Here is a 25,652-nt window from a genome sequence, read left to right on the forward strand (position 1 = left end):
CTAGCTTTTCTTAAACCACTTATAGAACCATTTGCCTACCTTCTCGTAATGCTGCGACTCATTGTTGCCACGCGGATTTGAGAAGGATACCGCATCCTGCGGTTCACCCAGTTGGTCTGGATACAACACAATCAGACTATTGTTTGCAAAATATTTACTGATTTGTGCCGGCAACTTCTCGAAGGAGCTGTCATAGGAGATGGAGCCCCGGCGAGCACTGATAATCACTAACAGATGGTCAAAGTTCACTTGTCCGGTCAATATCAGTAAGTCCCCCCAATCGTCCAGGCGGGAAAAGTCTGTCAATGTCTGTCCATATTTGGCTTTCACCAGCCCTTGAAGATGGTCGGTAGTCTCTTCATTGGCATAAAAATGCACCCGACAGCCCAAAGTACTCCCCAACCGGCAGAAATGTTCCACCCACTTCAGGAATCCCGCCTCATACTCGGCTTTCGGAGGTACCGCCACAATCACCCGCCTGATTGTGTTAATGGGCATCAGGAACTTGGAAACCATCACCTCGCGATGCAAGCCTTTCAGCAGATTCTCCGTCAGCATACCGAAGAATGAATCCACAATATTGACTTTACGGTGCAGACCTATAATGACATCCGTTGCCGCATATTCTTTTGCTGTATGGATAATGCCCGAAGCGATATTCAAGTCGTAACGCGTGATTTGCCTCAACGGCACATCTGCCGAGGCCGTTATCATGGCAGCCTTTTCCAGATAGCGTTTCCCACGCAATTCGGCACTTTCAGAACTGCTATCGTCGTTGATGACATTCAGTGCCAACAGATTATCCCGTTGCTTCGGGTCGCGTATCACCAAAGAAAGATTTATCAAGTCTTCAATCGTATCGGGGTTGGCTATCGGAATCAATATCTTCTCCGCTTCCACGGAGCGGTTTTCTTCCAGATGCGCCTCCTCCATGGCAATCTTCCGTGCGGCACGCTCCGTAATGAACGAGCTCACAATGCAAGTTACAAGAATCAGCAGGACGGTACCATTCAAAACATCATCGTTCAGCAAGCGTTCCCCATTGGGCAGAATGATGTTGTACCCCACCAACACAGCCGCCAGCGTTGCCGCTGCTTGTGCATTGCTCAATCCGTACATCAGCTCCCGTTCAATCCCTCCCATCTTATATATTTTCTGCGTCAGCCAGCAGGCAATCCATTTACCTGCCAATGCCACCACAATCATTACAGCCGCTACTTTCAGAGCATCGCCATGACCGAAAATCACATGCACATCAATCAGCATACCCACGCCTATCAGGAAATAGGGAATAAACAAGGCGTTGCCCACAAACTCCAGATGGTTCATCAGCGGAGAGACATGCGGAATCAGCCGGTTCAATACCAAACCTGCAAGGAAAGCACCCAGGATACCTTCCATCCCCACAAACTCCATCAATCCGGCTCCGAGAAAAACCATGGCAAGCACGAATATGAACTGCATCACGTTGTCATCGTACCTCCGGAAGAACCAACGACCTATGCGTGGAAACAGATATACAATCAAAATACCCAGGAAGATAACCTTTATGACAAGCCATACCCAAAAGAAGCCGTCCGACTCCCCCTTGAACATACCACCCACAACGGCCAGAACCAGCAAAGTGAGTGTATCCGTAACCGCCGTCCCCCCCACTGCAATACTCACACTGCGATGCCGCGACACACCGTAACGAATCACGATGGGATAGGCCACCAGCGTATGTGACGCATACATACTTGCCAGTAGAACAGAGGTCAGCACCCCGTACTTCAACAAAGCTATATTCGTTACCAAGCCTATGCCTATGGGCACAATAAAAGCCAAGAGCCCCAGAACAAGCGCTTTGCCCCGGTTCTGTTTGAAGTCTCCCATATTCATTTCCAGACCGGCAAGGAACATAATGTAATACAAGCCTACTTTGCCGAAAAGCTCAAAACTGCTATCACGCACCAAGATATTGAAACCATGCTCCCCAATGACAAGCCCCGCCAGTATCATTCCGATAATGTGCGGAATACGAAGCTTATTCAACAATATGGGAGCAAACAATATAATGAGGAGTACAAGGAGGAATATCCATGTAGGGTCGGTGATGGGAAGTTTCAAGCTGAAGTCAAACCAATCCATAGGCTATAAGTTTTAGGTTTTGAATGCAAAATAACGAAAAACTTTTCACTTTATGCGGTGTTATACAGCATTTTGTTATAAATTTGCGACCAATTCTATCTTTTTAGAGATAGTATTTCACTTTTTTATAAACTTAATTTAAAACAAAAGAAAAATGAAAGTAGCTATTGTTGGAGCAAGCGGAGCCGTGGGACAAGAGTTCCTGCGAGTGCTCGATGAAAGAAATTTCCCGTTGGACGAGTTAGTATTGTTCGGTTCTAAACGCAGTGCCGGAACCAAATATACCTTCCGCGGTAAACAGATCGAGGTGAAACTCTTGCAACACAATGATGACTTTAAAGGGGTTGATATCGCTTTCACTTCCGCAGGCGCAGGCACCTCCAAAGAATTTGCCGAAACCATTACCAAGTACGGAGCAGTGATGATTGACAATTCCAGCGCTTTTCGTATGGACGACAATGTACCTTTGGTAGTGCCCGAAGTGAATGCCGCCGACGCCAAAGAACGTCCTCTCGGTATCATCGCCAACCCCAACTGTACTACTATCCAAATGGTAGTGGCACTGAAAGCCATCGAACAGCTTTCCCATATAAAGACCGTACACGTTTCTACCTATCAGGCTGCCAGTGGTGCCGGCGCCGCTGCCATGGATGAGTTATACGAGCAGTACCGCCAGGTATTGGCAGGCGAACCCGTAACCGTTGAAAAATTCGCTTACCAGCTGGCATTCAACCTCATTCCGCAAATCGACGTATTCACCGAAAACGGCTATACCAAAGAGGAGATGAAGATGTTCAACGAGACCCGTAAGATTATGCACTCTGACGTAAAGGTCAGTGCTACTTGCGTACGTGTTCCCGCTCTCCGCTCCCACTCCGAAAGTATCTGGGTAGAGACCGAGCGCCCCGTCTCCATAGAAGAAGCCCGCGAAGCATTTGCCAACGGCGAAGGCTTGGTTCTGATGGACAATCCGGCAGAAAAGGAATACCCCATGCCGTTGTTCCTCGCCGGCAAAGACCCGGTTTACGTAGGCCGTATCCGCAAGGACCTCAGCAACGAAAACGGATTGACGTTCTGGATTGTGGGCGACCAGATTAAGAAAGGCGCTGCACTGAATGCGGTGCAGATTGCAGAATACCTGATTAAGGAAAAAGCATTCTAAAAAGGGTGAGAGACTGACTTCATTTTGAAGTCAGTCTCTCACCCTTTTTAGAACTTGCATTTTTATCACCTTTTATAAGGGTAAGTTCGCTAATTCATATGAACAAATTTTGCTATAAGTAATTCAAAAAAAACATTTTAAGTCAAAATACTATTTGTTATTCATATATTTCATGACAAAATCAAAAAGACAATAACACCTCACTTAGGAACAATATCAACTATATCTTTACGATTACGATTCCAAGAGAAGCTACCATCAGAACGTTCCAAATACAAATTAGTATCAAGATACATTCCATTATAACTACCTCCCCATCCCCAGTTCATATAAAAATAAGTACGGATATCAAAATCAGTTGTATAAGAATCTGAAATAAGAAAAACGAATGTCCCTCCAGGATGGAACTCCTCTGGCATTGTTAATAGTTCATATTCTGTATAATGATCAATGTCATGATATCCACATGCAACCCACGCATGCCCCACCTTACCATCATCTGTAAAGCCTTGCATAATTACCGGCTGCTTTTTTCTCAAGTTGCCGATAGTTCTTGCTGCCGAATGATTTACAACTTGAGCTGTCGTCGAATAGCCATATTTGGACACTAATGCATTTCGCACATCCGATAATGACGCACTAGTCCCATCTAATGCATAATCTGCGTTAATTGCATCTGCAACATCTCTGATAAATGCAGCAGTGACAGAAGAGGCATAACTATTTGGCATTGAATTCCAATTAAAAAAAGTTGGATACTCATTATATTTCATTACTTGAGCCATTGCTATTGTTGCACAACCAGCAGGTGGATATTGACCACTTATTTGAGGTAATGCAACATTAAAACCAGATTCTTGTGTCCAAGTTGTTGATAATATATTTCCCATTTTTTCTTCATAACCTTTTTGTTTCCAGCGCAAGTAAGCATGTTGATTATAATCATATTCAATATAAGTCATTCCTTCCGCAACAGCACGAAATTGCTCGTATATACTTTCCGGCAAATAATCCCTAGCACCAGCAAACGGAATATATCCATAGCCTTCCTTTTTCCATTCACGGCAACAATCTGCTATGTAATTTTCAAACTCAGCTATATTAGAACGCGTATATACCTTATCTTTCATAGCAGGTATATATTCTTCCCACATTGCTCTATATTGAAAAGTACTATCAATCGGCATTTTATCTCGTTCCTCAATAACATTCTTCATATCTCCCAGCCAATCAGAAAGTCCATCCGGCATTCTATTATTAGCATTAAAACTACCTCTCTCAGCATAAGCCAATATAGGTTGGAAGTTTTTGGTAGCACTAACAAGTAAAAAGCCTTGTTCATTATCATAATTGATAATATACATACTTGGCTTATTAACTTCTCCCTCAATAGTAATTATTTCCTTGACAGATTTACTAACGCGAGTCCGAGGAGCATCCTTTACAGTAAAAAGTTCAGCAACATTTCTTGCATCTTCCACAGATACAGAAGTCTCATACATTTTCGTATCAAAGTTTTTTTCATCTATCGTCGCATCAATTGCGTCAATCACATTGTCCTGACAAGAAAAAACAACTCCTAGCAATAAAATCCACAAAAGCTTCGTTAATGTTCTCATAAATATTAATTTAAGTTTATAACAACTCAACTATTTGTAATCTTTCAAATATTAAGGCAAGTATACCGCCATTATAGATTCAACTAAATAAACATGCATCACAATGGGTAGCAATTAATCAGCTCCCATTGTGATGCATCTTATTACCAGCCTGGGTTCTGCTCTAACTTAATAGAAGAATCTCCCAGTTGTTCACTCTTACTGTTATACAAGGATATCTGTCCTGTCGGGATAGGATAAAGATAATCTTTTTCTCCATAAGTACGCAATAATGAAGAAACCTGGATAGGTTTGATATAACCTGAATTACCTTCACGATCCAAAAGAATGTCTTTCAAATCATCAATGGTATATGACGTTCCGTTAGCTTGGTTATATTCTTTCAAATAAGCTTCCTTATCCAACCATGCCCCCAAGTTTAACTTTTTGTTAATCTTCATATCCGCATAATGCAATTTTCCCCAACGGCGAATATCATCGAAGCGAATGCCTTCATACACCAATTCGATGCGTCTTTCACGACGTACTTCCCAAAGGATAGGCGAAACTTCATAGTCACCAACCACTTCGGAGTTTCCTAAATCACGATCTGGGTCATTGATAATCACCCCATTCACACTAAAGTTCTTACCACTTAATGTAACAGCAGGCATGTTTACAGAAGCCCTCTTACGAATTTCATTAATTGTAATATCCAAATCTTTTTGTGACAAGGTATAAGCTCCCATATCATTTAATTCAGCAGCAGCCTCCAAATAATTCAATAGCACCTCATTCAGTTTCATAATAGGTGCGTCGGTTGTATTAGTATTACTCTGTCCTGCAGCAGTATTGAATAAATCTTCGTTAACAAAACGAGTACCAAAATAACCTCCAATACCATATACCGCACCTGCAATACCATTTAAACGTACACCTTCAAGATCAATATTGGCTGCCAAACGTGGGTCGCGGTCAGTCATTTCATCCTTGAAAACCTTATCACCTTTAAATACTGTATTTCCGTCTTGATGAATAGGCAACCCATTAGTTGTCAAATAGCTATCAACCAAATCCTTAGAAGGTCCATTGCCCAATGTTTGTTCTGATTGCCATGACATTTCAGCATGAGTAAGAATACCTTCCACATAAGAACGATATAATATCATTTCAGGATTACCAGCCAAGTCCAGTGAAATAGTCAATGCTTTGTAATCACTAGAAATTTTATATTTTTGCGCAGACATTACTCTATTCGCGGCAGTCTTTGCAGCCTCTAAATACTTCTTTGCCAATTCTGTATTTCCCTCACGATACTTCTGCCAGGTTCCCTCAAATAACATAATACGAGACTCAAAAGCATTCACCACATGCCGATTTACACAAAGCCCATCTGTTCCATCAGCCTCTTTTACATTGTCTGCAGCAAATTCCAAGTCTTCCAACACTTTATCCATTACAAAATCTCTGGAATCTCTCCCTTTATAAAGAGCTTTTTCATCCGTATTATCTACAACATGGTCATAATATGGAACATCACCAAACATCCTTACCAAACGAGCATATTCCATACCACGGAAGAAGCGTGCTACGCCTATCCAATGGTTCTTAACGCTCTCAGGCAAGGTGGAATTTACAAGTCCGTCACACACAAGGTTAATACGGCGAACGTTTGCAAAAGACCAGTCGGCACTAGTTGCAGGGGCTGTATTTGTAAAGAAAGTCGCTTCTTTCTGCGCCAAATCATCTACCCAATTAGCAACATTAGTTCCGTCGAAAAAATCCGATTTCACCCAACCGCTTTGATAACCGGTAAAATAAATATCATACCATCCATATATCGTAGAGCGAATATTATTCTCACTATTATAGAAATCTGCACTATTCTCTATCTGATCCATAGGCGGACGATCCAGAAAGTCCGAGCAGGAAGAGAGACCAGCAGCCAATGCTAAAACTGCAAATATTTTTGTTTTCATAATTTTATTAGAATGTAAGTTGAACACCAAATGAAATAGATCTCATAAACGGATAACTCTTACCAAATTTGTACTCACCGTTAGAAGCAGCAGCTTTCTCTGTCGTTTCAGGGTCAACCGGAATATTAGTGTGATCAAACTCGAACAAGTTTTCCGCACTAACATAAATACGACCACTTGTAAAAGTTATTACTTTCATCCATTTTTCCGGAACAGTATAACCTAATGTAATATTCTTACAACGCAAATATGACATGTTCTGCAAATAACGAGTTTGACGCAGGAAATTCTGTCCGTTGTTTATCCAAGAGTGAGAAGTCGGTGTAGGATAGAATGCATCTGTATTTTCAGGAGTCCAATAATCCATCTGATGCTCTAACCACCCTTCGCCTGGCATAAATCCCGGAATACCAGTTTGCCCAACAGCCCATACATCTCTTGAGCCAATACCTTGGAAGAATGTGCTGAAGTCAAAATCCTTATATGTCAATGCTACAGAGAAACCGTATTCAAAGTTTGGTAAAGTATTACCAATGCGTTTCAAGTCACCATGATCCTCCAAAGTCTGTTCACCATAAGTAATCTCACCATTACCGTCCAAATCTTTATATTTTACATCACCCGGACCATATTTGAATGCACCGGTTTCATACAATGCCTGCGAAGGTACTTTATTGGTATCAATAAACCATTTTCCATCTGCATCTTGATAGCAGTCTTCATATTGGAACAGACGATCTGTCTCATATCCCCAGATTTCACCTATAATCTTGCCTTCGTAGTTACCATAAATATTCTTATTCGGGTTGTTATACTTCGTAATCTTTTCGCGAATCTTAGATAAAGTTGCACGTGCTGTTAAACCAAGCCCACAAGCAAATCTTTTATTATAATCTATTGACAACTCAAAGCCGCGTCCTTGTAATTCCCCGGAATTAACCTTAGGCATTGTTGTGCTTCCGAAAGTAGAAGGCAATGTTTCACCTGGTGAATGCATATCAGAAGTAGTACGCTGATACCAGTCAAAACTGACACCAAGTTCATTATTGAAAAAACGGGCATCAAAACCCAGATCAATAGTAGTAACACGTTCCCAAGTCAATGACGGAGAAACAACGGAAGGAATACCAATATAAGGTACTTGCTTACCATCAATCACCCAGCCCGAGGACTTATTTACAGACATTACAGAAAGGAAAGAGTTGGCAGCTACATCCTGATTACCAATTGTACCCCAAGAACCGCGTACTTTAAAATCAGAAAGAACTGGTTTTGCCCATTTCATAAAAGTTTCTTCACTTAAACGCCATCCAGCAGAAACAGAAGGAAACAGAGCCCATTGATCTCCCGAGGGAAATTTAGAAGAACCATCATAGCGTGCATTCACCTCAAGAAGATATTTACCCATATAATCGTAGTTAATACGTCCGAAGAAACCGGCTGCCGCAAAATCATTATGATAGGTAGTACCATCTACATACTGATCACCAATGGCCAGATTAATTTCCGGTTTATCAAAGTTCACTAATGTCCGTCGGTCTGAACTATGACCCAGTTTTTCACGGGTTTCAGCATCCATACCGACCATCACTTTCAAGTTGTGCTTTTGTACAAAAGATTTTTCATAAGTGGCATAAGCTTTGAAAGTATTGGACATTGTATATCGACTACGTTCAACTACACGATTATGGGTAGCACCATAAAAACTTGAATTATAAGTCAAAGGATTACTACTGTTGAACATATCCCAACCACCAACTTCACCACCGTTACGCTTCTGATAATCATTAAGTAGAGCGAAAGTGTAGTCAAAATTAATGGCCAAATCCTTAATCGGATTAATAGTAGTTCCTAAATTAACACGAGTAAAGTTATTAGTTAAACTTTCACGATTAGCCTGTGCTATCTCAGTCATAGCTGAACGGAAAGGAATCCCCTGGTAATCAGCATAAGGATAGAAAGAAGGCCAACGCAACAAATAGTACCAAACGTCTGTATAACCACTTGTGTATTGATATGGTTCTGATTTTGTGGAACGAGAGAACATAACATTTGCTCTCACAGACCACCAGTCACGAATCTGTGTATTGACATTGGCATTGAAATTATAACGGTCATACTCATCTGTATTAACCTTTAAAATACCTTGTTGATTCAAATAGCCTAAACTAATATTATAGGTTGTCTTATCACTACCGCCGCTGACAGAAAGATTATGCTTCTGTTGGGGAGTCCAATCTTTCATAAACATATCTAACGGATCAAACTGACGATAAAAATAATACTTGCCACCACGTTCTTCAAAATCTCTACCTAATTGCATTTCGCCTAATTCCGATTGTGACATTCCACCATAAGTGTTGTACCATTCCTTCATCTTCTGAACTGCAATTTCATCGACATTATATCCTATCGAACTTACAGTAGAAGCGCCGCTTCTATTGGCAGCCAGTAACATAGCTTGTGCTCCCTCATAGGTTTTAGCGACTTGTGGCATCACAGTCGGAGTACTCCAAGAGAAGTTATTAGAGTAGGTAACACGCGGTTTATCATTTTTTTTACCAGTCTTTGTCGTAATCAAGACTACCCCCCAGGCAGCACGTGTACCATAAATAGAAGCAGATGCAGCATCTTTCAAGACAGAGATGCTGGCAATATCGTCCGGATTCACCAAACTTAAACTGGGAACTTCCACATTATCCACCAAAATCAGTGGACTTGTCCCTTCCGTAGCACTCAAAGAACCAGTAGCACCACGCAACTTGATATTAGAATCAACGCCAATACCTCCTACATTAGTCGTGATACTCAAACCAGGAGTTATACCTTGCAAAGCTTTTGCAATATCTGTTACCGGACGGCTTGCAATCGCCTCTTGGACATCTACATTAGCCACCGCACCGGTCAGGTTCACCTTTTTCTGTGCACCATAACCTACTACGACAACTTCATCCAACAATTCCGTATCATCTTTCAAAACAACCTTCATTACCGAAGTTGCCTTAACTTCTTGAGTAGTATATCCCACAAATGATACTTGCAGAATAGCACCGGGCTTTACATTTAATTTGGAAACTCCATCCAAATCCGTAATGCCACCATTGGTCGTACCTTTCTCAATGACATTGGCACCAATAATAGGTTCACCTTTTGTATCTACAACTGTGACAGTTACAGAGATAGATTGCATCTGTTCTTGTACTCCTTGTGAGTCGTTGGATGCTGTTTGGGCAGCCATCACGTTGCCACTGCCTAAAAACAGAGCACAGATTGCCACCGCCGTAAAGAACTTACCATTGGCAAGTCCTCGTTTTTTGCGATCTTCATTCATAAGTGATTGATGATTTTGTTAATTAAACCAGTTTTTCAAAATTAGGGTAAGGGAATCATATAGTTCGGATTAGTCAGACTATTTCCGAAGGCTTCTTTAATTTCTCATAGGCGTTTTCTTTATTTAAAGGTTCACATTTTTATATTATCTCTCTTTTTTCTATTTATTTACCAAGTCCAGACGGAACTTAGTTATATATTATACAAGGTTAAAATCTTATTATTAACTCTATTGGTTGTTTTAAGAGATAAAAAACTCGTTATTAAAAAGGTGAGAAATGATGATTCATTTATGAGCTAAAAAGATACATAAAATTATTTAATATCAAGAAATTCCTTTGCATTTATTTAACTATATATTTTATACATTTCAAAAAAGGTTAACTACCTTGAAATTATATAAAGAATTTAAGGTTCTTCTATATTTAAAGAATGGAATTCAATCAGGCCATTCATTGGTGTTTCTTCAATGATTTCCAGTTCGATGCCAAATTCACGGGCAACTTCCCGCAAAATGGTCGCGTAGCTGTAAGCCAATGAACCCACAAAACGAATAGGATAATTTTTGTAGTCATATTGGCAGACATTACGAGTAAAGAAATTTCTCAGATTACCGGTAATCAGCTCAAATACATAGTCATCATTGGTATAATCAGCCAAAAAATAAGATATAGTAGACAAAAAGCGATTGGGGAACGGGCGGTTATACACAGATTCCATAACCTCATTCGGACTTATACGGAACTTCTCAAAGAAATCCGCCGTTACATCTTTAGGAGCCAAACCTTTCAGTACATCAGACAAGAACATTTTGCCCAATACAGCACCACTACCCTCATCCCCCAGGATGTAACCTCCTGCCCGGACATTCTTTACAACGATTTTCCCATCATAAAAACATGAGTTTGAGCCGGTTCCCAAAATACAAGCAATGCCGGCCTCGCATTTGAACAAGCCACGTGCAGCTGCCAGCAAATCACTCTCTACCTGAATTGGAGTTTTGAATTGTGCTACCAATGAAGCTCCCAATACATTTTTCTTTTCATAAGAAGTACATCCGGCACCATAATAATAGACTTGTTCCAATTTCCTTTTGAAAAAATGCTCGGGTAATCCTAACCGCACACTTCGGCTAATCTCTCTTCTCGTTTGAAAGAAAGGATTTAAGCCCTCTGTGAAGGCTCGCTGTATCAGACGATTATCTTCAACCAGCGCCCATTCTGTTCTCGTAGAACCACTTTCTGCAATTAGTTTCATAGGTAGTTAGTTTTAGAATTGAATACAAATATATAGCTTTTTTTAATCTTTCCAAGGCTATTTCAAGAAAAAATCATTTTACTGGCCATACATCTCCCTTTTGCTCATATCCTCAATCATCCAACAAAGTATTCCCACTTTTCCAACGCAACCGCGTTTTAGTCAAAACAAGACGATAACAGACTAATAATAAGATACTATCTGACTGAATTCCAAGTTCCGTCTGGACTTGGCAAACAAATAGAAAAACAAGAGATAATATAAAGTTATAAACCTTTAAAAAGAGAAAATGCCTATGGAAAAAGAAACAATCCTGCAAGTTGAATAGTCTCACTATTCGGTCCTTATTACCCTTACCCTAAATTTAAGAAGTATTTAATTAACAACAAATCATCAATCATTTATGAATGAAGATCACAAAAAACGAGGACTAACACATAGCAAACTCCTCACAGCAGTGGCAATCAGCTCACTGTTATTAAGCAGCGGCAACGTGATGGCTGCACAAGCCAATCCTGATAATTCGCTTGGCGTAACAGAACAATTACAAGCTATCACTATCAGCGGTTTAGTTATCGATGCAGCCGGCGAACCGATTATCGGTGCCAGCGTAGTAGAAAAAGGGACTACCAACGGCGGAATTACCGACTTAGACGGTAAGTTTACATTGACCATAACACCGGGAGCAACACTAAAAATATCATTTGTGGGCTATCAGACACAAGAAGTGAAGGCAGCCAAAACGATGAGAATAACTCTGAAAGAAGATACCGAGATGCTGGATGAAGTAGTAGTAGTAGGCTACGGTGTACAAAAGAAGGCTAACTTGACAGGAGCAGTTTCTACAGTGGACTTAAACAAGACAATGGCAGGTCGTCCACAACAAGATGTAGCCAAAGCATTGCAAGGGGCTGTTCCGGGACTAAGCATTCTCACCACAAGTGGTGCCATCGACGAGACAGCCTCCATGCGTATACGTGGTTTGGGGACATTGAGTAATGGAGAAGTCAGCAATCCACTCATTGTAGTGGACGGCGTTCCGATGGATGACATTTCTTTCCTCGATACGCAAGACATCGAAAATATTTCCGTACTGAAGGACGCTTCCGCTTCCTCCATTTATGGAACGCGCGCCGCTTTCGGTGTGATTCTAATCAATACCAAGAGCGCAAAGCCTAGCGAAAAGGTTACCATCAATTACAGCAACAATTTTGCATGGGATCAAGCTACTTACCTGCCGGACTATCCCGATGTACCCACACAATTAAAGATGGGTATCGAAGCCAGTATGAACGGTGGTGCCGGTATGCCTGAATTGTTCGGTATGTATTTCGACAAATTGTTACCTTACGCCGAAAAGTGGCAGCAACAGAACGGCGGCAAGACCGGCTACCGTCCTATGAACCTCTACCAAAGCGATAGTAACGTGGGTGACTATATCGTATTGGACGGCACTCCTTTTTATTATGCTGACTGGGATGTACAGGACATCTACTTCAACAAAGCTGCTCCTTCCATGAGCCACAATGTTTCTATACAAGGAACATCTGGTAAGACCAATTACTACCTATCTTTCGGCTACAACGAAAAGCAAGGACAGATGAAGATTCACCCGGACGAACTAAAAAAGTACAATGCCTCAGTCAATGTCACCACTAATGTTTACGACTGGCTACAGGTGGGTGCACGCATCAACTATAGTCGTAAGAACTATAAACGCCCGGACACATGGGCCAACACCTACCAATATTTGTGGCGTTGGGGTTCTTATTTCATTCCTTCGGGCACAATCGACGGCTATGACACACGCGTCATGGCCATGCAGAAGCAAGCTGCCGATCGTGAAGTGACAACAGACCTGACCCGTATGAACACCTTCTTGAAAGCTGAAATCGTTAAAGGACTGACCCTTAATGCAGACTTTACATATGCCATTCAGAATATGAACAGCGGTTCGCAGGACAACTCCGTTTACGGCATCAATTGGAGCGGGAAACCGGTACCCTCTTACATCGTCACTAAAGGCAATAGCGGCATCTGGAGAGACTTTTCCAAACAGAACACATGGACGGCCAACGCATACGTAAACTATACCAAAACATTTGCCAAAAAACACAACCTGAATGTAATGGCAGGTGTCAACGCAGAAGAAGAGGAATACAAATATCTGTATGGTACCCGCAATGTGATGTACGATCAAGAGGGATACCCCGAACTGAATATGGCTGGCAAGGATGGACAAGATTTGAGTTGGAATCATACATCCCGCGCTTCTGCCGGTTATTTCGGCCGTATCAATTATGACTACAAAGGCATTTATTTATTGGAACTGAACGGACGTTACGACGGTTCTTCCCGTTTCCCCCATACCGACCAGTGGGCCTTCTTCCCTTCTGCATCCATCGGCTACCGCTTCTCCGAAGAAGCCTACTTCGCCCCACTGAAACATATTGTCAGCAATGGTAAGTTGCGTGCTTCTTTTGGCGAAATCGGCAACGAGGCTGTGGGCGACTACATGTTCGAACAATTAATAAGCCAACGGTTGAACAATAAAAGTACCGGCTATATCTATTGGATTGAAAACAATAATGCCAACGCTAATCTCCTGACCATGTATAACATGCCGGATTTGGTATCAAGTACTTTGACCTGGGAGCGTATCCGCACCCTCAATATAGGTCTTGACCTGGGTCTCTTGAATGACGAACTGACTATAGGTTTCGACTGGTTCCAACGTGAGAATCGTGACATGCTGGCACCGGCACAAGTATTGCCGAACACTCTGGGTGCTTCTGCTCCTTATGAAAATGCCGGTACCTTACGTACACGTGGATGGGAGTTGAACTTGAACTGGCGCCATACCTTCGGCGACTTCGACGTATATGCCAACTTCAACATCGGTGACTCCAAGACTAAAGTAACAAAGTGGGACAATGATTCCAAACTGCTCAGCACCTATTACACCGGTAAAACCTACGGTGACATTTTCGGTTTTGAAACCGACCGTTACTTCGAGGAAAAAGACTTCACCAGCCAAAATGCAGACGGCTCATGGAATTATGCAAACGGCATTGCAAGCCAGGCAGGACTGGAATCCGGTAATTTCCATTACGGCCCGGGAGACGTCAAGTTCAAGGATTTGGACGGCAATGGCAAGATTGACGGTGGAAAAGGCACAGCAGACGACCACGGCGATTTGAAAGTCATCGGAAACTCTATGCCACGCTACGAATACAGCTTCCATTTAGGCGGAGCGTGGAAAGGTATCGACCTTGACCTCTACTTCCAAGGTGTAGGCAAACGTGAGGACTGGACGACTTCTTCCCTAAACCTTCCCGCCATGGTACATGCCGACGTAGCCATCTATTCCCACCAAACAAGCTATAACAAAGTGCTTTGGAATTCAGACTATACCGCCATTACCGGTTATGAGGTAAATCAAGGCAACCGTTATCCACGTCTTTATCGTGGTACAAATAATAGTGGAGGTACCGTATCCGGTATAGCTAACGGCTGCAACAACTACTATCCCCAATCCCGCTATTTGACAGACATGTCCTATCTTCGTCTGAAGAACGTAACTGTGGGATATACCCTTCCGAAAGAGTGGACACGCAAAGCCTACATTGAGAAAGCACGTATCTACTTCAGTGGCAGCAACCTCTTTCTGCTCCACAAAGGGAATGACCTTCCAGTCGACCCCGAAATCAGTACAGGCAATGGACTTACAGCTGGTGGATGGGGACGTATAGCTCCTATTACACGCACATTCTCATTTGGAGTCCAGGTAACATTATAACAACCTCAAAAACTTAAGAACAATGAAGAAATTATTTATATATGGGGTCACAGCGCTGGCGATGTTAACCGGTTGCAACGATTTGCTGGACAAATCCCCCTTGGATACCTTCACGAATACTCCGGCATACTGGAGCAACACCGATAATTTGGATAATCAGTGCAATACTTTTTATAACAACTTTACCGGCTTTGGCAACGGAGCCAGTGGAGGATGGTTCTACTTCAAAACAATAAGCGATGACCAGGTAGATGCAGAAAGCCATAACTGGACTTACACTAACGTGGTCGCATCTTCCACAAACTGGTCAGCCCCTTTCACAGAAATCCGACGCGCCAACTATATCATTGCCGGTGTACAGTCTTCCTCTCTTGATGAAGCAACAAAGGCCCACTATGAAGGTCTTGCACGCATGAACCGTGCGTGGGAATACTATCAGTTGGTCCGTATGTACGGCGATGTTCAATGGATAGACAAAGTTATCGACCCAGCCGACAACGAAGCCCTCTACGGACCACGCACCGACCGGGATGAAGTGATGGACCATGTGCTGGCAGACATCAATTATGCGTGCGAACACATTACCGCAAACAGCAATCGGCAACGTTTCAGCACCGACATGGCATATGCCATGAAAGCAGACATCACCTTATATGAAGGTACATACTGCAAATATCGCACTCAAGCAGAGAATGGCAAAGCCGCTGATGAGAGCCGCGCCAACAAATACTTGCAAGAATGTGTATCAGCCTGCGAATATCTTATGGCCAAAAACTACTCTCTAAGTAACAGTTACAAAGCCAACTATAATTCTGTCAGCCTGGCAAGCAATCCGGAAATGATTTTCTACAAGCCTTATGCACAAAGTTCGTTAAGGCACTCCACCATTGACTACACAATCAATACAAGTGGTACGCACGGCATTTCAAAGGACGCATTCGACAGTTTCCTTTTCCTTGATGGAAAACCGTTGGCAACAACCTCGAAAAACAAGGACGATGCAGCCGTATTGGATGCAGACAAAAATTACTCTATAAGAGAGGTTTTGGCCGTACGCGACAAGCGCCTGTCCGAAATTCTTGACCCGGTACTTTCTTTCAGAGGCCACGCCTACAGCCGTGCCGGTGTAGCAGCCTTCACCACATCGACCGGTTATGGCATCGCCAAGTATGATAACCCCGAAGAATTGAGTGTTAGCGACCGAAACAACATCGGCTACCAATACACCGACTGCCCGCTCTATTGGATTTCAGTTATTTATCTGAACTTTGCAGAAGCCAAAGCCGAAATGGGTTCTCTCACACAAGACGATCTCAACAACTCCATAAACAAGCTTCAGGCTCGTGCCGGCCTGCCGGCTATGACAACTACTCCAGATGCCGATCCTGCCAATAATATGGGAGTAAGCAATCTGATTTGGGAGATACGCCGCTGTCGCCGTTGCGAACTGATTATGGATAACTGGTACCGATATTGGGATTTAATCCGTTGGCACCAGCTCGACAAATTGGATTCAACCAAGTACCCGAACACCATGTTGGGCGCCAACGTAAGCAATGTGCCTGACTGTGAAGAAGCGACCAAGAACGGATATATAGATGCCTCCGATGCACAAATCCGTACTTATGAAGCCAAACATTATTTCTACCCGATTCCAACTACACAGTTGACCCTGAATAAAAACATGAAGCAGAATCCGGGTTGGTAATCAACTAAAAACAGCATATCGCGCTGTACCTCGTTTGGATTTAATTAAAGCGTTCATACATTCCATGTATCTAAATACAAATGTATGGACGCTTTTGTTATTCCCTTTAAAAGGTGTATAGAAACACGAATAGCACCTTCTAAAAGGAACCATAAATCAATATCATATACTTTCCCTTCGTTCATAACATACTAACAAGAAACATATCATGAAAAAGAAGAACATATTTTTCGTACTACTAATCTGCTTCATCAATAGTAGTTGCAACAAAGAAGAACAAACAGACGAGTTACAAGATAAGGATTTCTATTCTGATGTCACAACACGTGCTTCCTACATAAGCGGTACTATTACGGGCGAAATGAACCCCTATGTTAGTGATGGTTACTACACTTATGATTTAAGTATTCCTATACAAAAACAATCTGTAGGTATAAGAATTTCAGCAGTCGGTGGAGAAGCACGATTCAAAACAAACTACCAAGAACGATTCGAGAGTACATGGGTAACCCAAATTCCAGCAGGAAAAAACCATTTTCCAATAAATGTATTATGGACTAAAGCAGGTAGTAATTCTACCCTGATGGTACGTCCTGAAAAAAGTACAATCGAACTTACCGCAGATCTAAGAAACATCAATGTCAAAATGAAACCTATGCCAATCAATGCCCCTTCAACATTTGAATTGGGAGATACGATAACACTTTGGTGCAATTATTCCATAAACAAAGATACGGGCATAAAGTGGACTTACGATAAAAATCTATTCGCTGAAGTCTCTCAAAGTGCATCTGTCACACAAAGTAGATTCCAAATAAATTTGAAATCAAAGCAAGCCTTCAAGAACAGCGATGTCGGAGTAGAAGTCCATGATTTCTACATAAATTCTATCGGAGCAAAAGAGTATTTCATGGCTCGGAAAAGCAATATCAGTTTTCCCAATATGGGTCCTCAAATAGATGGCTACAGAAATATTGAACAATATAAAGAATACATATATTCCATCAATGACAGCAAGGCACATACATTTTATTGGACCGGGAAGAATATTAAGATAGTAAGTGGTCAGAACAGCTCTACGGTAACAATCGTACCGACACAACCCGGTAACGCAAGTGTCAAAGTGAGCTACAAATATAAAAATCAAACCGATAATTTTACCAATGAGCTACCTTTGAGTGTATCTAAGACATCAATGCAACTGATTGGCCCTGACGTAATCTGTGACAACGGGACATTCAGTATCAAGAATTTTCCCACAAAAGCAACAGTGGATTGGATTGTTGGCAACGATTTATATTCGCAATTAAATCAGGCATCACCTGCTATCACCCTGAATAATTTAGGGACACCCGGAGGCAGTTCCATTTATACGACCTTAACCGCAATAGTACACACAAAGGAATACACTGTTCAGTTTTCCAAACCAATTACTTTCAATGTATCAGGAATACAAGAAAATGACCATGACATTATATATGGCTATCTGTCACAAAGCGGAGGTGAATGCGGATTGAATCCTATTCCTGAAGGTGCGCATGATTTTCATTGGAGTGTTGACTGCGATTGGGAGGTAGACATGCAAGGATATTATTTCACTACTTTCAGCAGTCGGAACAGTCATGAAATTGAACGAGTTTGCGTAACGGTTGATTTCATAAATGCATGTGGAACCAGAACATACATATATAACTATTTCGACATCGGCTCAACAAATTCAGGAACTTATTCCACACCTAAAAACAGCCTTTCTCCAAAATAGCCCCAGACAGCTTTCACGAAAAAGCCCCCATCCATTTGCTCGTTACACAAAAGAAGCTTATATTTGCTTACTTAAAAACAGACAGCTATCATGGTACAGCAAGACATACGATGGATACAGCGTTTTGAATATACCCACGAACTGGCCTGGAAAGTGATGAAGGACTATGCAGAATATCAGGGGTATACCGACATCCGCAGCTCCCGTGATGCCATACGCAAAGCCCTTGAAATGGGATTGATTGATGACAAGCAATGGACGGAGACTATAGAAGCCCGAAATCTGACATCGCACAATCATGACAACGATGTAGTCTCTGAAGAGAAAATGCAATCCTTGAATACACCATCCTTATTCGATTGAGCTATGTACGGATTGACCGACAATGAACTGGAAAAGCTATGCAATCTCTTCCGGAAACATGAAGAAATAGAGCAGGCTGTTTTGTACGGCTCACGAGCCAAAGGAAATTTCAAGCCTTTTTCCGACATAGACATCACGCTGATGGGAGACAGACTTACGTATAATACTTTAAGTAGCCTTTCCGATGAAATAGACGACCTGCTTTTGCCTTACAGCGTAGACCTTTCCATCTATGGCAAATTAAAGAATGCCGACCTTTTGGAACATATACACCGTATGGGAATACCCATATTCAGCCGCCCATCAAACTAAACTAAATTTCACACATCCACCCTCACCACCCTCACCTTTCGCACGCATCGCCCTATTCATCGGCATTCAAGAGGTGGGTGAGAGCAAATTTAAAAAGTGAGGGCAAAATTTGCCCTCACCACAAGATTTCTTCGTTCAAAGTTATAAGTCACTCATTCTTACCGTAATATCCTGAAACGGGTACATAAATCGGTTGCAGCATTGTTCCCTCATTCTTCAACTTTCCTTCGGTGCGCAGCCGACGGATATGCCGCATGGCAGTAGTACGCATCATGCCGCAAACGCTTTGAAAGTCATTCCGTGTCATAAAAGGGCGAGTGGCGAAATAGTTGGTCAGCCGACGGTCTATCTCTTTATCCGTCAGTTTAGCCGAATGCTCGTTTGCCTTCAAAGCCTTTGCCTTGATGGTACCAATTTCATTTTTCAGTTTTTGGTCGGCACGAAATTTCACACCCGCCATCTTCACCTTCGTCAACTTACGCTTGGTAGCAGCCACTACCGGTTCGATCGTGGTGAGCGACACGCGAAAGTAGCCGATGCCGTCGAGATGCACCTGCCTTCCTTCGGCAAGTTCCCTGCCCATGACGTGCGACACAGCATCAAGCACAGCCGTCACATCGGTTTCTGTCAATGAGCAACGTGCCTGGATGTCCCGCCGCAATTCATCGGTAGACCTGCTCCCATTTAGGCGGAGACGGGGATGAAGGATTTTATCTTCCGGAGATTTGTCGTACGAGTCCGGATTCTCGTACCAATCAAACAAAATAGCCATAGTTCAAACTGCGTTAAAGGGTTACATTATACGATAAAGCACTGCACGGAACACGTGCGAAGTACGTACGCAGTCTGTTGAAGTACCAAGGTTATATCACAGCCCAGCCCGTGAGCAGAACCGTTCACTGTAGTGAGCTGCTCCGTTCACTAATATGAACAAGAAAGACCACTTTAGTGGACTGTTCATAAACTCTGGTGTAAAAGTAGACAAAACTATGGGGATAAGCAAAGAAACGAACACCTTTTATAAAAGAAACATATAGACATTCCACCCCAAAAAAGAAGCCAATCGGAAAATAATCCTTGAAAAGCTTGTATCCACCCCTTTCCCGGCGTATCTTTACAAGAATATTACATACACGATAAAGAATGAAAATCACACTGATCAGAGAGGAACGCGAAAGCGGAAAAGAGGCCGTCAGCACACAAGAAACGGACATGTTGATGGAAAAGCTGAAAACCGAGAACAAGACCGGATACATTACGGAGCTGCGTAGCATCATCCCGCATTTGAAAGGGACCAACGCCCGATATGAGCATATCGACAGACTGCCGCGTCTCTATCCCGCCGTAGAAATGACCCGCACCAAAGCAGGAGAACACCGGATAAAGACTTACAACGGGCTGGTACTACTGGAAGTAAACAACCTGGCCGGGGTGGCCGAAGCCGAACTGGTGAAACAACAAGCCGCCCTGCTGCCGCAAACCTTTGCCGCCTTCTGTGGCTCCAGCGGACGAAGCGCCAAAATATGGGTACGCTTCACCCTGCCCGACGGAGGGCTTCCAAAGAATGAAGACGATATCGCCTTATTCCACGCCCACGCCTACCGCCTGGCAGTGAAGTGCTACCAACCCCTTCTCCCTTTCCCCATCACCCTCCGGGCTCCTTCACTCCTACAAAGCTGCCGGATGACCGTGGACGAACAGCCCTATTATAGCCCCACTGCCGTGGCCTTCTGCCTGGAACAGCCCTGCGCCCTGCCCTCGGAAGACAACTACCGCCAACGGAAACAGCAGGAAAGCAATCCGTTGCTGAGAATGACTCCCGGCTACGAAGTGGCGGACACATGCAACCTGCTCTTCGAGGCTGCCCTCGACCGCGCCTTCCGCGATTTGGACAACTGGCGACGGGGCGACGACCTGCGCCCGCTGCTGTCCCGCCTTGCCGAACATTGCTTCAAAGCCGGCATTCCTGAAGAAGAAGCGGTGCGCCAGACACTGATGCACTACTACCGGGAGGCAGACGAACCCCTTGTACGCCTGACGCTGCATAACCTTTACGGGGAATTGAAAGGCTTCGGCACCCGCAGCAGCCTGAACAAAGACCAGGAAACTGCTTTCCGGCTGGAGGAGTTCATGAAACGCCGCTACGAATTCCGCTACAACACCGTGCTTGGCGACTTGGAATACCGGCAGCGCGACTCCATCCACTTCTACTTCCAGCCTGCCGACCAGCGCGTACGCAGCAGCATCGCCATGAAGGTACTGAAAGAGGGAGTACGTGTGTGGGACCGCGACATCACCCGCTTCCTGTCTTCGGACTACGTGCCGCTATACAACCCCATCGAAGAATATCTCTATAACACCGGACGCTGGGACGGCAAAGACCGCATCCGCGCATTGGCCGACCTCGTGCCCTGCCACAATCCCCACTGGAGGGAACTGTTCTACCGGTGGTTTCTTGGCATGGTGGCACATTGGCGGGGAATCGACAAACAGCACGGCAACAACACCTCGCCCCTGCTCGTAGGTCCGCAAGGTTACCGCAAAAGTACTTTCTGCCGCATCCTATTGCCACCGGAGCTGCGTTTCGGCTACACCGACAGTATCGACTTCAAGAGCAAGCAGGAAGCGGAGCGCAGCCTTGGCCGCTTTTTTCTGATTAACATCGACGAATTCGACCAGATAAACGCCAATCAGCAAGGCTTCTTGAAGCACCTCCTGCAAAAACCGGTTGCCAACCTGCGAAAGCCCTACGGTAGTACTATTCAAGAAATGCGCCGCTATGCCTCCTTCATCGGGACCAGCAATCTGAAAGACCTGCTGACCGACCCGTCGGGAAGCCGCCGTTTCATTTGCATCGAAGTGACCGGCCCTATCCAGACAAACGTCACTATCAATTATCGCCAGCTCTATGCCCAAGCCATGCACGACATCATGAAGGGTGAACGCTACTGGCTGGACGACACTGACGAAGCAATCGTAAAGGAGTACAACCGGGAATTCGAGCGGGCAGACCCATTGGAAGAACTTTTCCTTTGCCATTTCCGTGGCGCGGAGGAGAGCGAAGAAGGCGAATGGCTCACAGCCATGCAGATTTTCAACGACCTGCAACAGAAAACGAGGGATAAGTTGGCCATCAACCGGATAGCAGCTTTCGGGCGCACGCTCCGCAAGCTGGACATCCTCAACAAGAAATCGAACCGGGGAACACTTTATCATCTGGTAAGAATAGAAGAATGAACCGGCACTCCCACCGATTGTACCAAAGTGAGGGCAAACTTGGCCCTCACTCTTTTTATAAAAAGTATTTCCGTAGGCAGCTGATGCAGTTCAACCATTATTTAATAAGGTGAACAGTTGACTATTTGCAAATTATGATTGATAATACTAAAAATACCCAAATAAGTGTTTTTGATATTAAAATAAAACGTATCTTTGTTGCAAACAACGTCCTCCTTAATAATACTATTATGAAGAAACTGCTGCTTTTAGCCTTTGTGCTATGTAGTTCTTTACTGTGCCGGGCACAAGAAGAACGAGTTATTTTAGGTGATGAACAGACTTCCGAGTATTTTCCAATCCTAAAAGATAAACGAATTGCCATATTCTCCAATCATACAGGAATGATAGGAGACAAGCATCTGCTGGACATTCTGCTGGAAAACAAGTTCAATGTAGTAGCCATTTTCTCCCCTGAACACGGTTTCAGAGGAGATGCCGACGCAGGCGAACATGTGTCCAGCTCGGTAGACAAGAAGACCGGAGTACCTATCCTCTCGCTGTACGACGGGAAATCCGGGAAACCAAGCGAAGCATCCATGCGCAAGTTCGATATCCTTGTGGTAGACATCCAGGATGTAGGCCTGAGATTCTATACTTATTATGCCTCTATGTGCCGGCTGATGGACGCTTGTGCAGAATACAACCGAAAGGTGCTGATACTGGACCGCCCCAATCCGAACGGACACTACGTGGACGGCCCGATACTGGACATGAAATATAAATCCGGTGTAGGTTGGCTGCCGATTCCCGTGGTGCACGGCATGACGCTGGGCGAACTGGGCCTGATGGTAAACGGCGAACGCTGGTTGCCGGCGTCACGCACTTGCGACCTGACCGTCATTCCCTGCAAGAACTATACGCACCAGACCCTATACAAGCTGCCGATTCCCCCGTCCCCCAATCTGCCGAACATGAAGTCCATCTATCTGTACCCCTCGACCTGCTACTTCGAGGCCACTCCGGTCAGCCTGGGAAGAGGAACCGACCTCCCCTTCCAGGTCTACGGGCATCCCAACATGACGGGCTACAGCTACAGCTTCACCCCACGCAGCATCCCCGGAGCCAAGAATCCGCCCCAGCTGGGCAAACTTTGTCATGGCGTAAACCTGAGCAATATGAGTGATGAAGAAATCTGGAAACGCGGTATTGACCTGAGTTACGTGATAGACGCTTACCGGAATCTGAACATGGACGACCACTTCTTCCGTTCCTTCTTCGAGCTGTTGATAGGCACCGACTACGTGCGCAAAATGATAAAGGAAGGGAAAAGCGCCGAAGAAATCAAGGCAAGATGGAAAGACGACGTAGAGAAATTCAAGGTACAGCGCAAGCCCTATCTGCTCTACGAAGAATAAAGGGATGTACGATTTGACGATTTACGATTTACGATTAAAAAATGAACGTGAATTGGAAGAGAACGTCAGAGCGTACATAGGATAATCAAAGTCGTACATATCATCAAAAGAAGTAATTTCAATCGTAAATCGTAAATCATAAAATCGTAAATAACCTCATGACTCCACTTTCCGTAATCATTACCATCGCTGCCTACTTCGTGATATTGTTCACGGTATCTTATATTGCAGGAAGAAAGGCTGACAACGCAGGATTCTTTGTCGGTAACCGCAAGTCATCCTGGTATGTCGTGGCGTTCGCCATGGTCGGTTCCGCCATTTCAGGTGTGACCTATGTATCCGTACCCGGCATGGTTGCCGCCAGCAGCTTCGGTTATCTGCAAATGGTGTTGGGCTTCATTGCCGGACAGCTCATCATAGCCTATCTGCTGGTACCGCTGTTCTACAAAATGAACCTGGTATCCATCTACGAATATCTGGAGAACCGTTTCGGCATGTCTTCCTACCGTACGGGTGCCTGGTTCTTCTTCATCTCCAAAATGCTCGGTGCCGCTGTCCGTCTGTTCCTCGTATGCCTGACGCTGCAACTGCTGGTATTCGAACCTTTCGGACTGCCTTTCCTGCTGAACGTGGCCATCACGGTGGCACTGGTCTGGTTGTACACTTTCCAGGGTGGCGTAAAGTCTCTTATCTGGACAGACTCTCTGAAGACATTCTGCTTGGTGGTGTCGGTCGTACTCTGCATCTGGTATATCGCTTCCGACCTCAATCTGTCATTTATCGGTATGGTAAGCACTATTGCCGACAGTGACATGTCCCGCATCTTCTTCTTCGACGATGTGAACAGCAAGCAGTACTTCTTCAAGCAGTTCCTCGCCGGTGCCTTCACCATGATTGCCATGACCGGGCTGGATCAGGACATGATGCAGCGCAACCTGAGCTGCAAGAACTTCAAGGACTCACAGAAGAACATGATTACCAGTGTCATTTCGCAGTTCTTCGTCATCCTGCTTTTCCTGATGCTGGGCGTGCTGCTCTACATCTTTGCCGCCAACCAGCAGATTGCGGTGGAGAAGAGTGACGAACTGTTCCCGCTGATTGCCACCGGCAACTATTTCCCTGCCATTGTGGGCATACTGTTCATCATCGGCCTGATTTCTTCTGCCTATTCAGCCGCAGGCTCGGCACTCACCGCGCTGACCACTTCCTTCACCGTAGACATTCTGGGAACGAAAGGCAAGTCGGAAGAGACGGTTGTGAAGATGCGCAAGAAAGTGCACATCGGCATGGCGGTTGTCATGGGAATCACCATTTTCGTATTCAATCTTCTCAACAACACCAGTGTCATCGACGCTGTATATATTCTGGCAAGTTATACCTACGGTCCTATCCTGGGTCTGTTTGCTTTCGGCATTTTCATGAAACAACAAGTGCGTGACAAGTACATCCCGTTAGTTGCCATCGCCTCCCCGGTTCTCTGCTTCATTCTGCAGAAGAATTCCGAAGCCTGGTTCGGAGGTTATCAATTCAGCTACGAATTGCTGATTTTCAATGCACTGTTCACTTTCATCGGTCTCTGTCTATTGATTAAGAAAGATAAAAAGAACAATTAACTTAA

The 25,652-nt window shown here is 44.0% G+C and carries 15 protein-coding genes; 9 read left to right on the plus strand and 6 right to left on the minus strand.

The features are described from left to right. Nucleotides 1-2,130, minus strand: coding sequence for a cation:proton antiporter domain-containing protein (locus tag NQ510_RS02565; protein WP_005824924.1), 2,130 nt, complete (start codon nt 2,128-2,130; stop codon nt 1-3). A gap of 154 nt (nt 2,131-2,284) precedes the next feature. Here NQ510_RS02565 and NQ510_RS02570 point away from each other — a divergent pair, with 154 nt between their 5' ends. Then, nucleotides 2,285-3,292 (plus strand): aspartate-semialdehyde dehydrogenase, encoded by a 1,008-nt coding sequence (locus tag NQ510_RS02570; protein WP_005824925.1) that lies wholly within the window; start codon nt 2,285-2,287, stop codon nt 3,290-3,292. Nucleotides 3,293-3,492: 200 nt separating this feature from the next. On the opposite strand, the gene NQ510_RS02575 is transcribed toward NQ510_RS02570, so the two are convergent. The 4 genes from NQ510_RS02575 to NQ510_RS02590 form a co-directional block, all read right to left on the minus strand. Then, nucleotides 3,493-4,911 (minus strand): C10 family peptidase, encoded by a 1,419-nt coding sequence (locus NQ510_RS02575; protein ID WP_005824927.1) that lies wholly within the window; start codon nt 4,909-4,911, stop codon nt 3,493-3,495. Nucleotides 4,912-5,054: 143 nt separating this feature from the next. Further along, the gene (locus tag NQ510_RS02580; RefSeq protein WP_005824929.1) at nt 5,055-6,869 is read right to left on the minus strand and encodes a RagB/SusD family nutrient uptake outer membrane protein; all 1,815 of its coding nucleotides are present in this window, start codon (nt 6,867-6,869) and stop codon (nt 5,055-5,057) included. A 7-nt stretch (nt 6,870-6,876) separates the two neighbouring features. Beyond that, nucleotides 6,877-10,200 (minus strand): SusC/RagA family TonB-linked outer membrane protein, encoded by a 3,324-nt coding sequence (locus tag NQ510_RS02585; RefSeq protein WP_005824930.1) that lies wholly within the window; start codon nt 10,198-10,200, stop codon nt 6,877-6,879. Between the two features lie 407 nt (nt 10,201-10,607). Continuing rightward, nucleotides 10,608-11,456: a hypothetical protein gene (locus tag NQ510_RS02590; protein WP_005824933.1), complete on the minus strand. Its 849-nt coding sequence runs from the start codon at nt 11,454-11,456 to the stop codon at nt 10,608-10,610. Nucleotides 11,457-11,859: 403 nt separating this feature from the next. On the opposite strand from NQ510_RS02590, the gene NQ510_RS02595 reads away from it, so the two are divergent. The 5 genes from NQ510_RS02595 to NQ510_RS02615 all read left to right on the plus strand — a co-directional run bounded on the left by NQ510_RS02595 (nt 11,860) and on the right by NQ510_RS02615 (nt 19,400). After that, nucleotides 11,860-15,255: a SusC/RagA family TonB-linked outer membrane protein gene (locus NQ510_RS02595; RefSeq protein ID WP_005824938.1), complete on the plus strand. Its 3,396-nt coding sequence runs from the start codon at nt 11,860-11,862 to the stop codon at nt 15,253-15,255. Between the two features lie 22 nt (nt 15,256-15,277). Then, nucleotides 15,278-16,963, plus strand: a complete 1,686-nt coding sequence (locus NQ510_RS02600) for a RagB/SusD family nutrient uptake outer membrane protein (protein WP_005824940.1) — start codon at nt 15,278-15,280, stop codon at nt 16,961-16,963. Nucleotides 16,964-17,171: 208 nt separating this feature from the next. Next, entirely contained in the window at nt 17,172-18,725 is a 1,554-nt protein-coding gene (locus NQ510_RS02605) for a hypothetical protein (RefSeq protein WP_005824945.1), read from the plus strand. A 90-nt stretch (nt 18,726-18,815) separates the two neighbouring features. Beyond that, a complete protein-coding gene (locus tag NQ510_RS02610) occupies nt 18,816-19,088 on the plus strand; it encodes an HI0074 family nucleotidyltransferase substrate-binding subunit (protein WP_005824947.1) in 273 nt (90 codons plus the stop codon). A gap of 3 nt (nt 19,089-19,091) precedes the next feature. Then, a complete protein-coding gene (locus NQ510_RS02615) occupies nt 19,092-19,400 on the plus strand; it encodes a nucleotidyltransferase domain-containing protein (RefSeq protein ID WP_005824948.1) in 309 nt (102 codons plus the stop codon). 148 nt (nt 19,401-19,548) lie between these two features. Here the strand turns inward: NQ510_RS02615 and NQ510_RS02620 are convergent, their stop codons facing one another. Further along, entirely contained in the window at nt 19,549-20,172 is a 624-nt protein-coding gene (locus tag NQ510_RS02620; protein WP_005824951.1) for an HU family DNA-binding protein, read from the minus strand. A 371-nt stretch (nt 20,173-20,543) separates the two neighbouring features. Between NQ510_RS02620 and NQ510_RS02625 the strand changes: the two genes are divergently transcribed. The 3 genes from NQ510_RS02625 (at nt 20,544) to NQ510_RS02635 (ending at nt 25,647) form a co-directional block, all read left to right on the plus strand. After that, nucleotides 20,544-22,637: a BT4734/BF3469 family protein gene (locus tag NQ510_RS02625; protein ID WP_005824953.1), complete on the plus strand. Its 2,094-nt coding sequence runs from the start codon at nt 20,544-20,546 to the stop codon at nt 22,635-22,637. A gap of 230 nt (nt 22,638-22,867) precedes the next feature. Further along, on the plus strand, nt 22,868-24,034 hold the full coding sequence (locus tag NQ510_RS02630; RefSeq protein ID WP_034525429.1) for an exo-beta-N-acetylmuramidase NamZ family protein: 1,167 nt from the start codon (nt 22,868-22,870) through the stop codon (nt 24,032-24,034). 158 nt (nt 24,035-24,192) lie between these two features. Further along, nucleotides 24,193-25,647, plus strand: a complete 1,455-nt coding sequence (locus tag NQ510_RS02635; protein WP_005824960.1) for a sodium:solute symporter — start codon at nt 24,193-24,195, stop codon at nt 25,645-25,647. Nucleotides 25,648-25,652 lie beyond the last annotated feature (5 nt).

Source organism: Bacteroides uniformis (assembly GCF_025147485.1).
Taxonomy (GTDB): domain Bacteria; phylum Bacteroidota; class Bacteroidia; order Bacteroidales; family Bacteroidaceae; genus Bacteroides; species Bacteroides uniformis.

Coding starts and splice junctions, on each gene's coding strand:
- NQ510_RS02565 (WP_005824924.1), bottom strand. CDS start 2,130: ATGGATTGGTTTGACTTCAGCTTGAAACTTCCCATCACCGACCCTACA.
- NQ510_RS02570 (WP_005824925.1), top strand. CDS start 2,285: ATGAAAGTAGCTATTGTTGGAGCAAGCGGAGCCGTGGGACAAGAGTTC.
- NQ510_RS02575 (WP_005824927.1), bottom strand. CDS start 4,911: ATGAGAACATTAACGAAGCTTTTGTGGATTTTATTGCTAGGAGTTGTT.
- NQ510_RS02580 (WP_005824929.1), bottom strand. CDS start 6,869: ATGAAAACAAAAATATTTGCAGTTTTAGCATTGGCTGCTGGTCTCTCT.
- NQ510_RS02585 (WP_005824930.1), bottom strand. CDS start 10,200: ATGAATGAAGATCGCAAAAAACGAGGACTTGCCAATGGTAAGTTCTTT.
- NQ510_RS02590 (WP_005824933.1), bottom strand. CDS start 11,456: ATGAAACTAATTGCAGAAAGTGGTTCTACGAGAACAGAATGGGCGCTG.
- NQ510_RS02595 (WP_005824938.1), top strand. CDS start 11,860: ATGAATGAAGATCACAAAAAACGAGGACTAACACATAGCAAACTCCTC.
- NQ510_RS02600 (WP_005824940.1), top strand. CDS start 15,278: ATGAAGAAATTATTTATATATGGGGTCACAGCGCTGGCGATGTTAACC.
- NQ510_RS02605 (WP_005824945.1), top strand. CDS start 17,172: ATGAAAAAGAAGAACATATTTTTCGTACTACTAATCTGCTTCATCAAT.
- NQ510_RS02610 (WP_005824947.1), top strand. CDS start 18,816: ATGGTACAGCAAGACATACGATGGATACAGCGTTTTGAATATACCCAC.
- NQ510_RS02615 (WP_005824948.1), top strand. CDS start 19,092: ATGTACGGATTGACCGACAATGAACTGGAAAAGCTATGCAATCTCTTC.
- NQ510_RS02620 (WP_005824951.1), bottom strand. CDS start 20,172: ATGGCTATTTTGTTTGATTGGTACGAGAATCCGGACTCGTACGACAAA.
- NQ510_RS02625 (WP_005824953.1), top strand. CDS start 20,544: ATGAAAATCACACTGATCAGAGAGGAACGCGAAAGCGGAAAAGAGGCC.
- NQ510_RS02630 (WP_034525429.1), top strand. CDS start 22,868: ATGAAGAAACTGCTGCTTTTAGCCTTTGTGCTATGTAGTTCTTTACTG.
- NQ510_RS02635 (WP_005824960.1), top strand. CDS start 24,193: ATGACTCCACTTTCCGTAATCATTACCATCGCTGCCTACTTCGTGATA.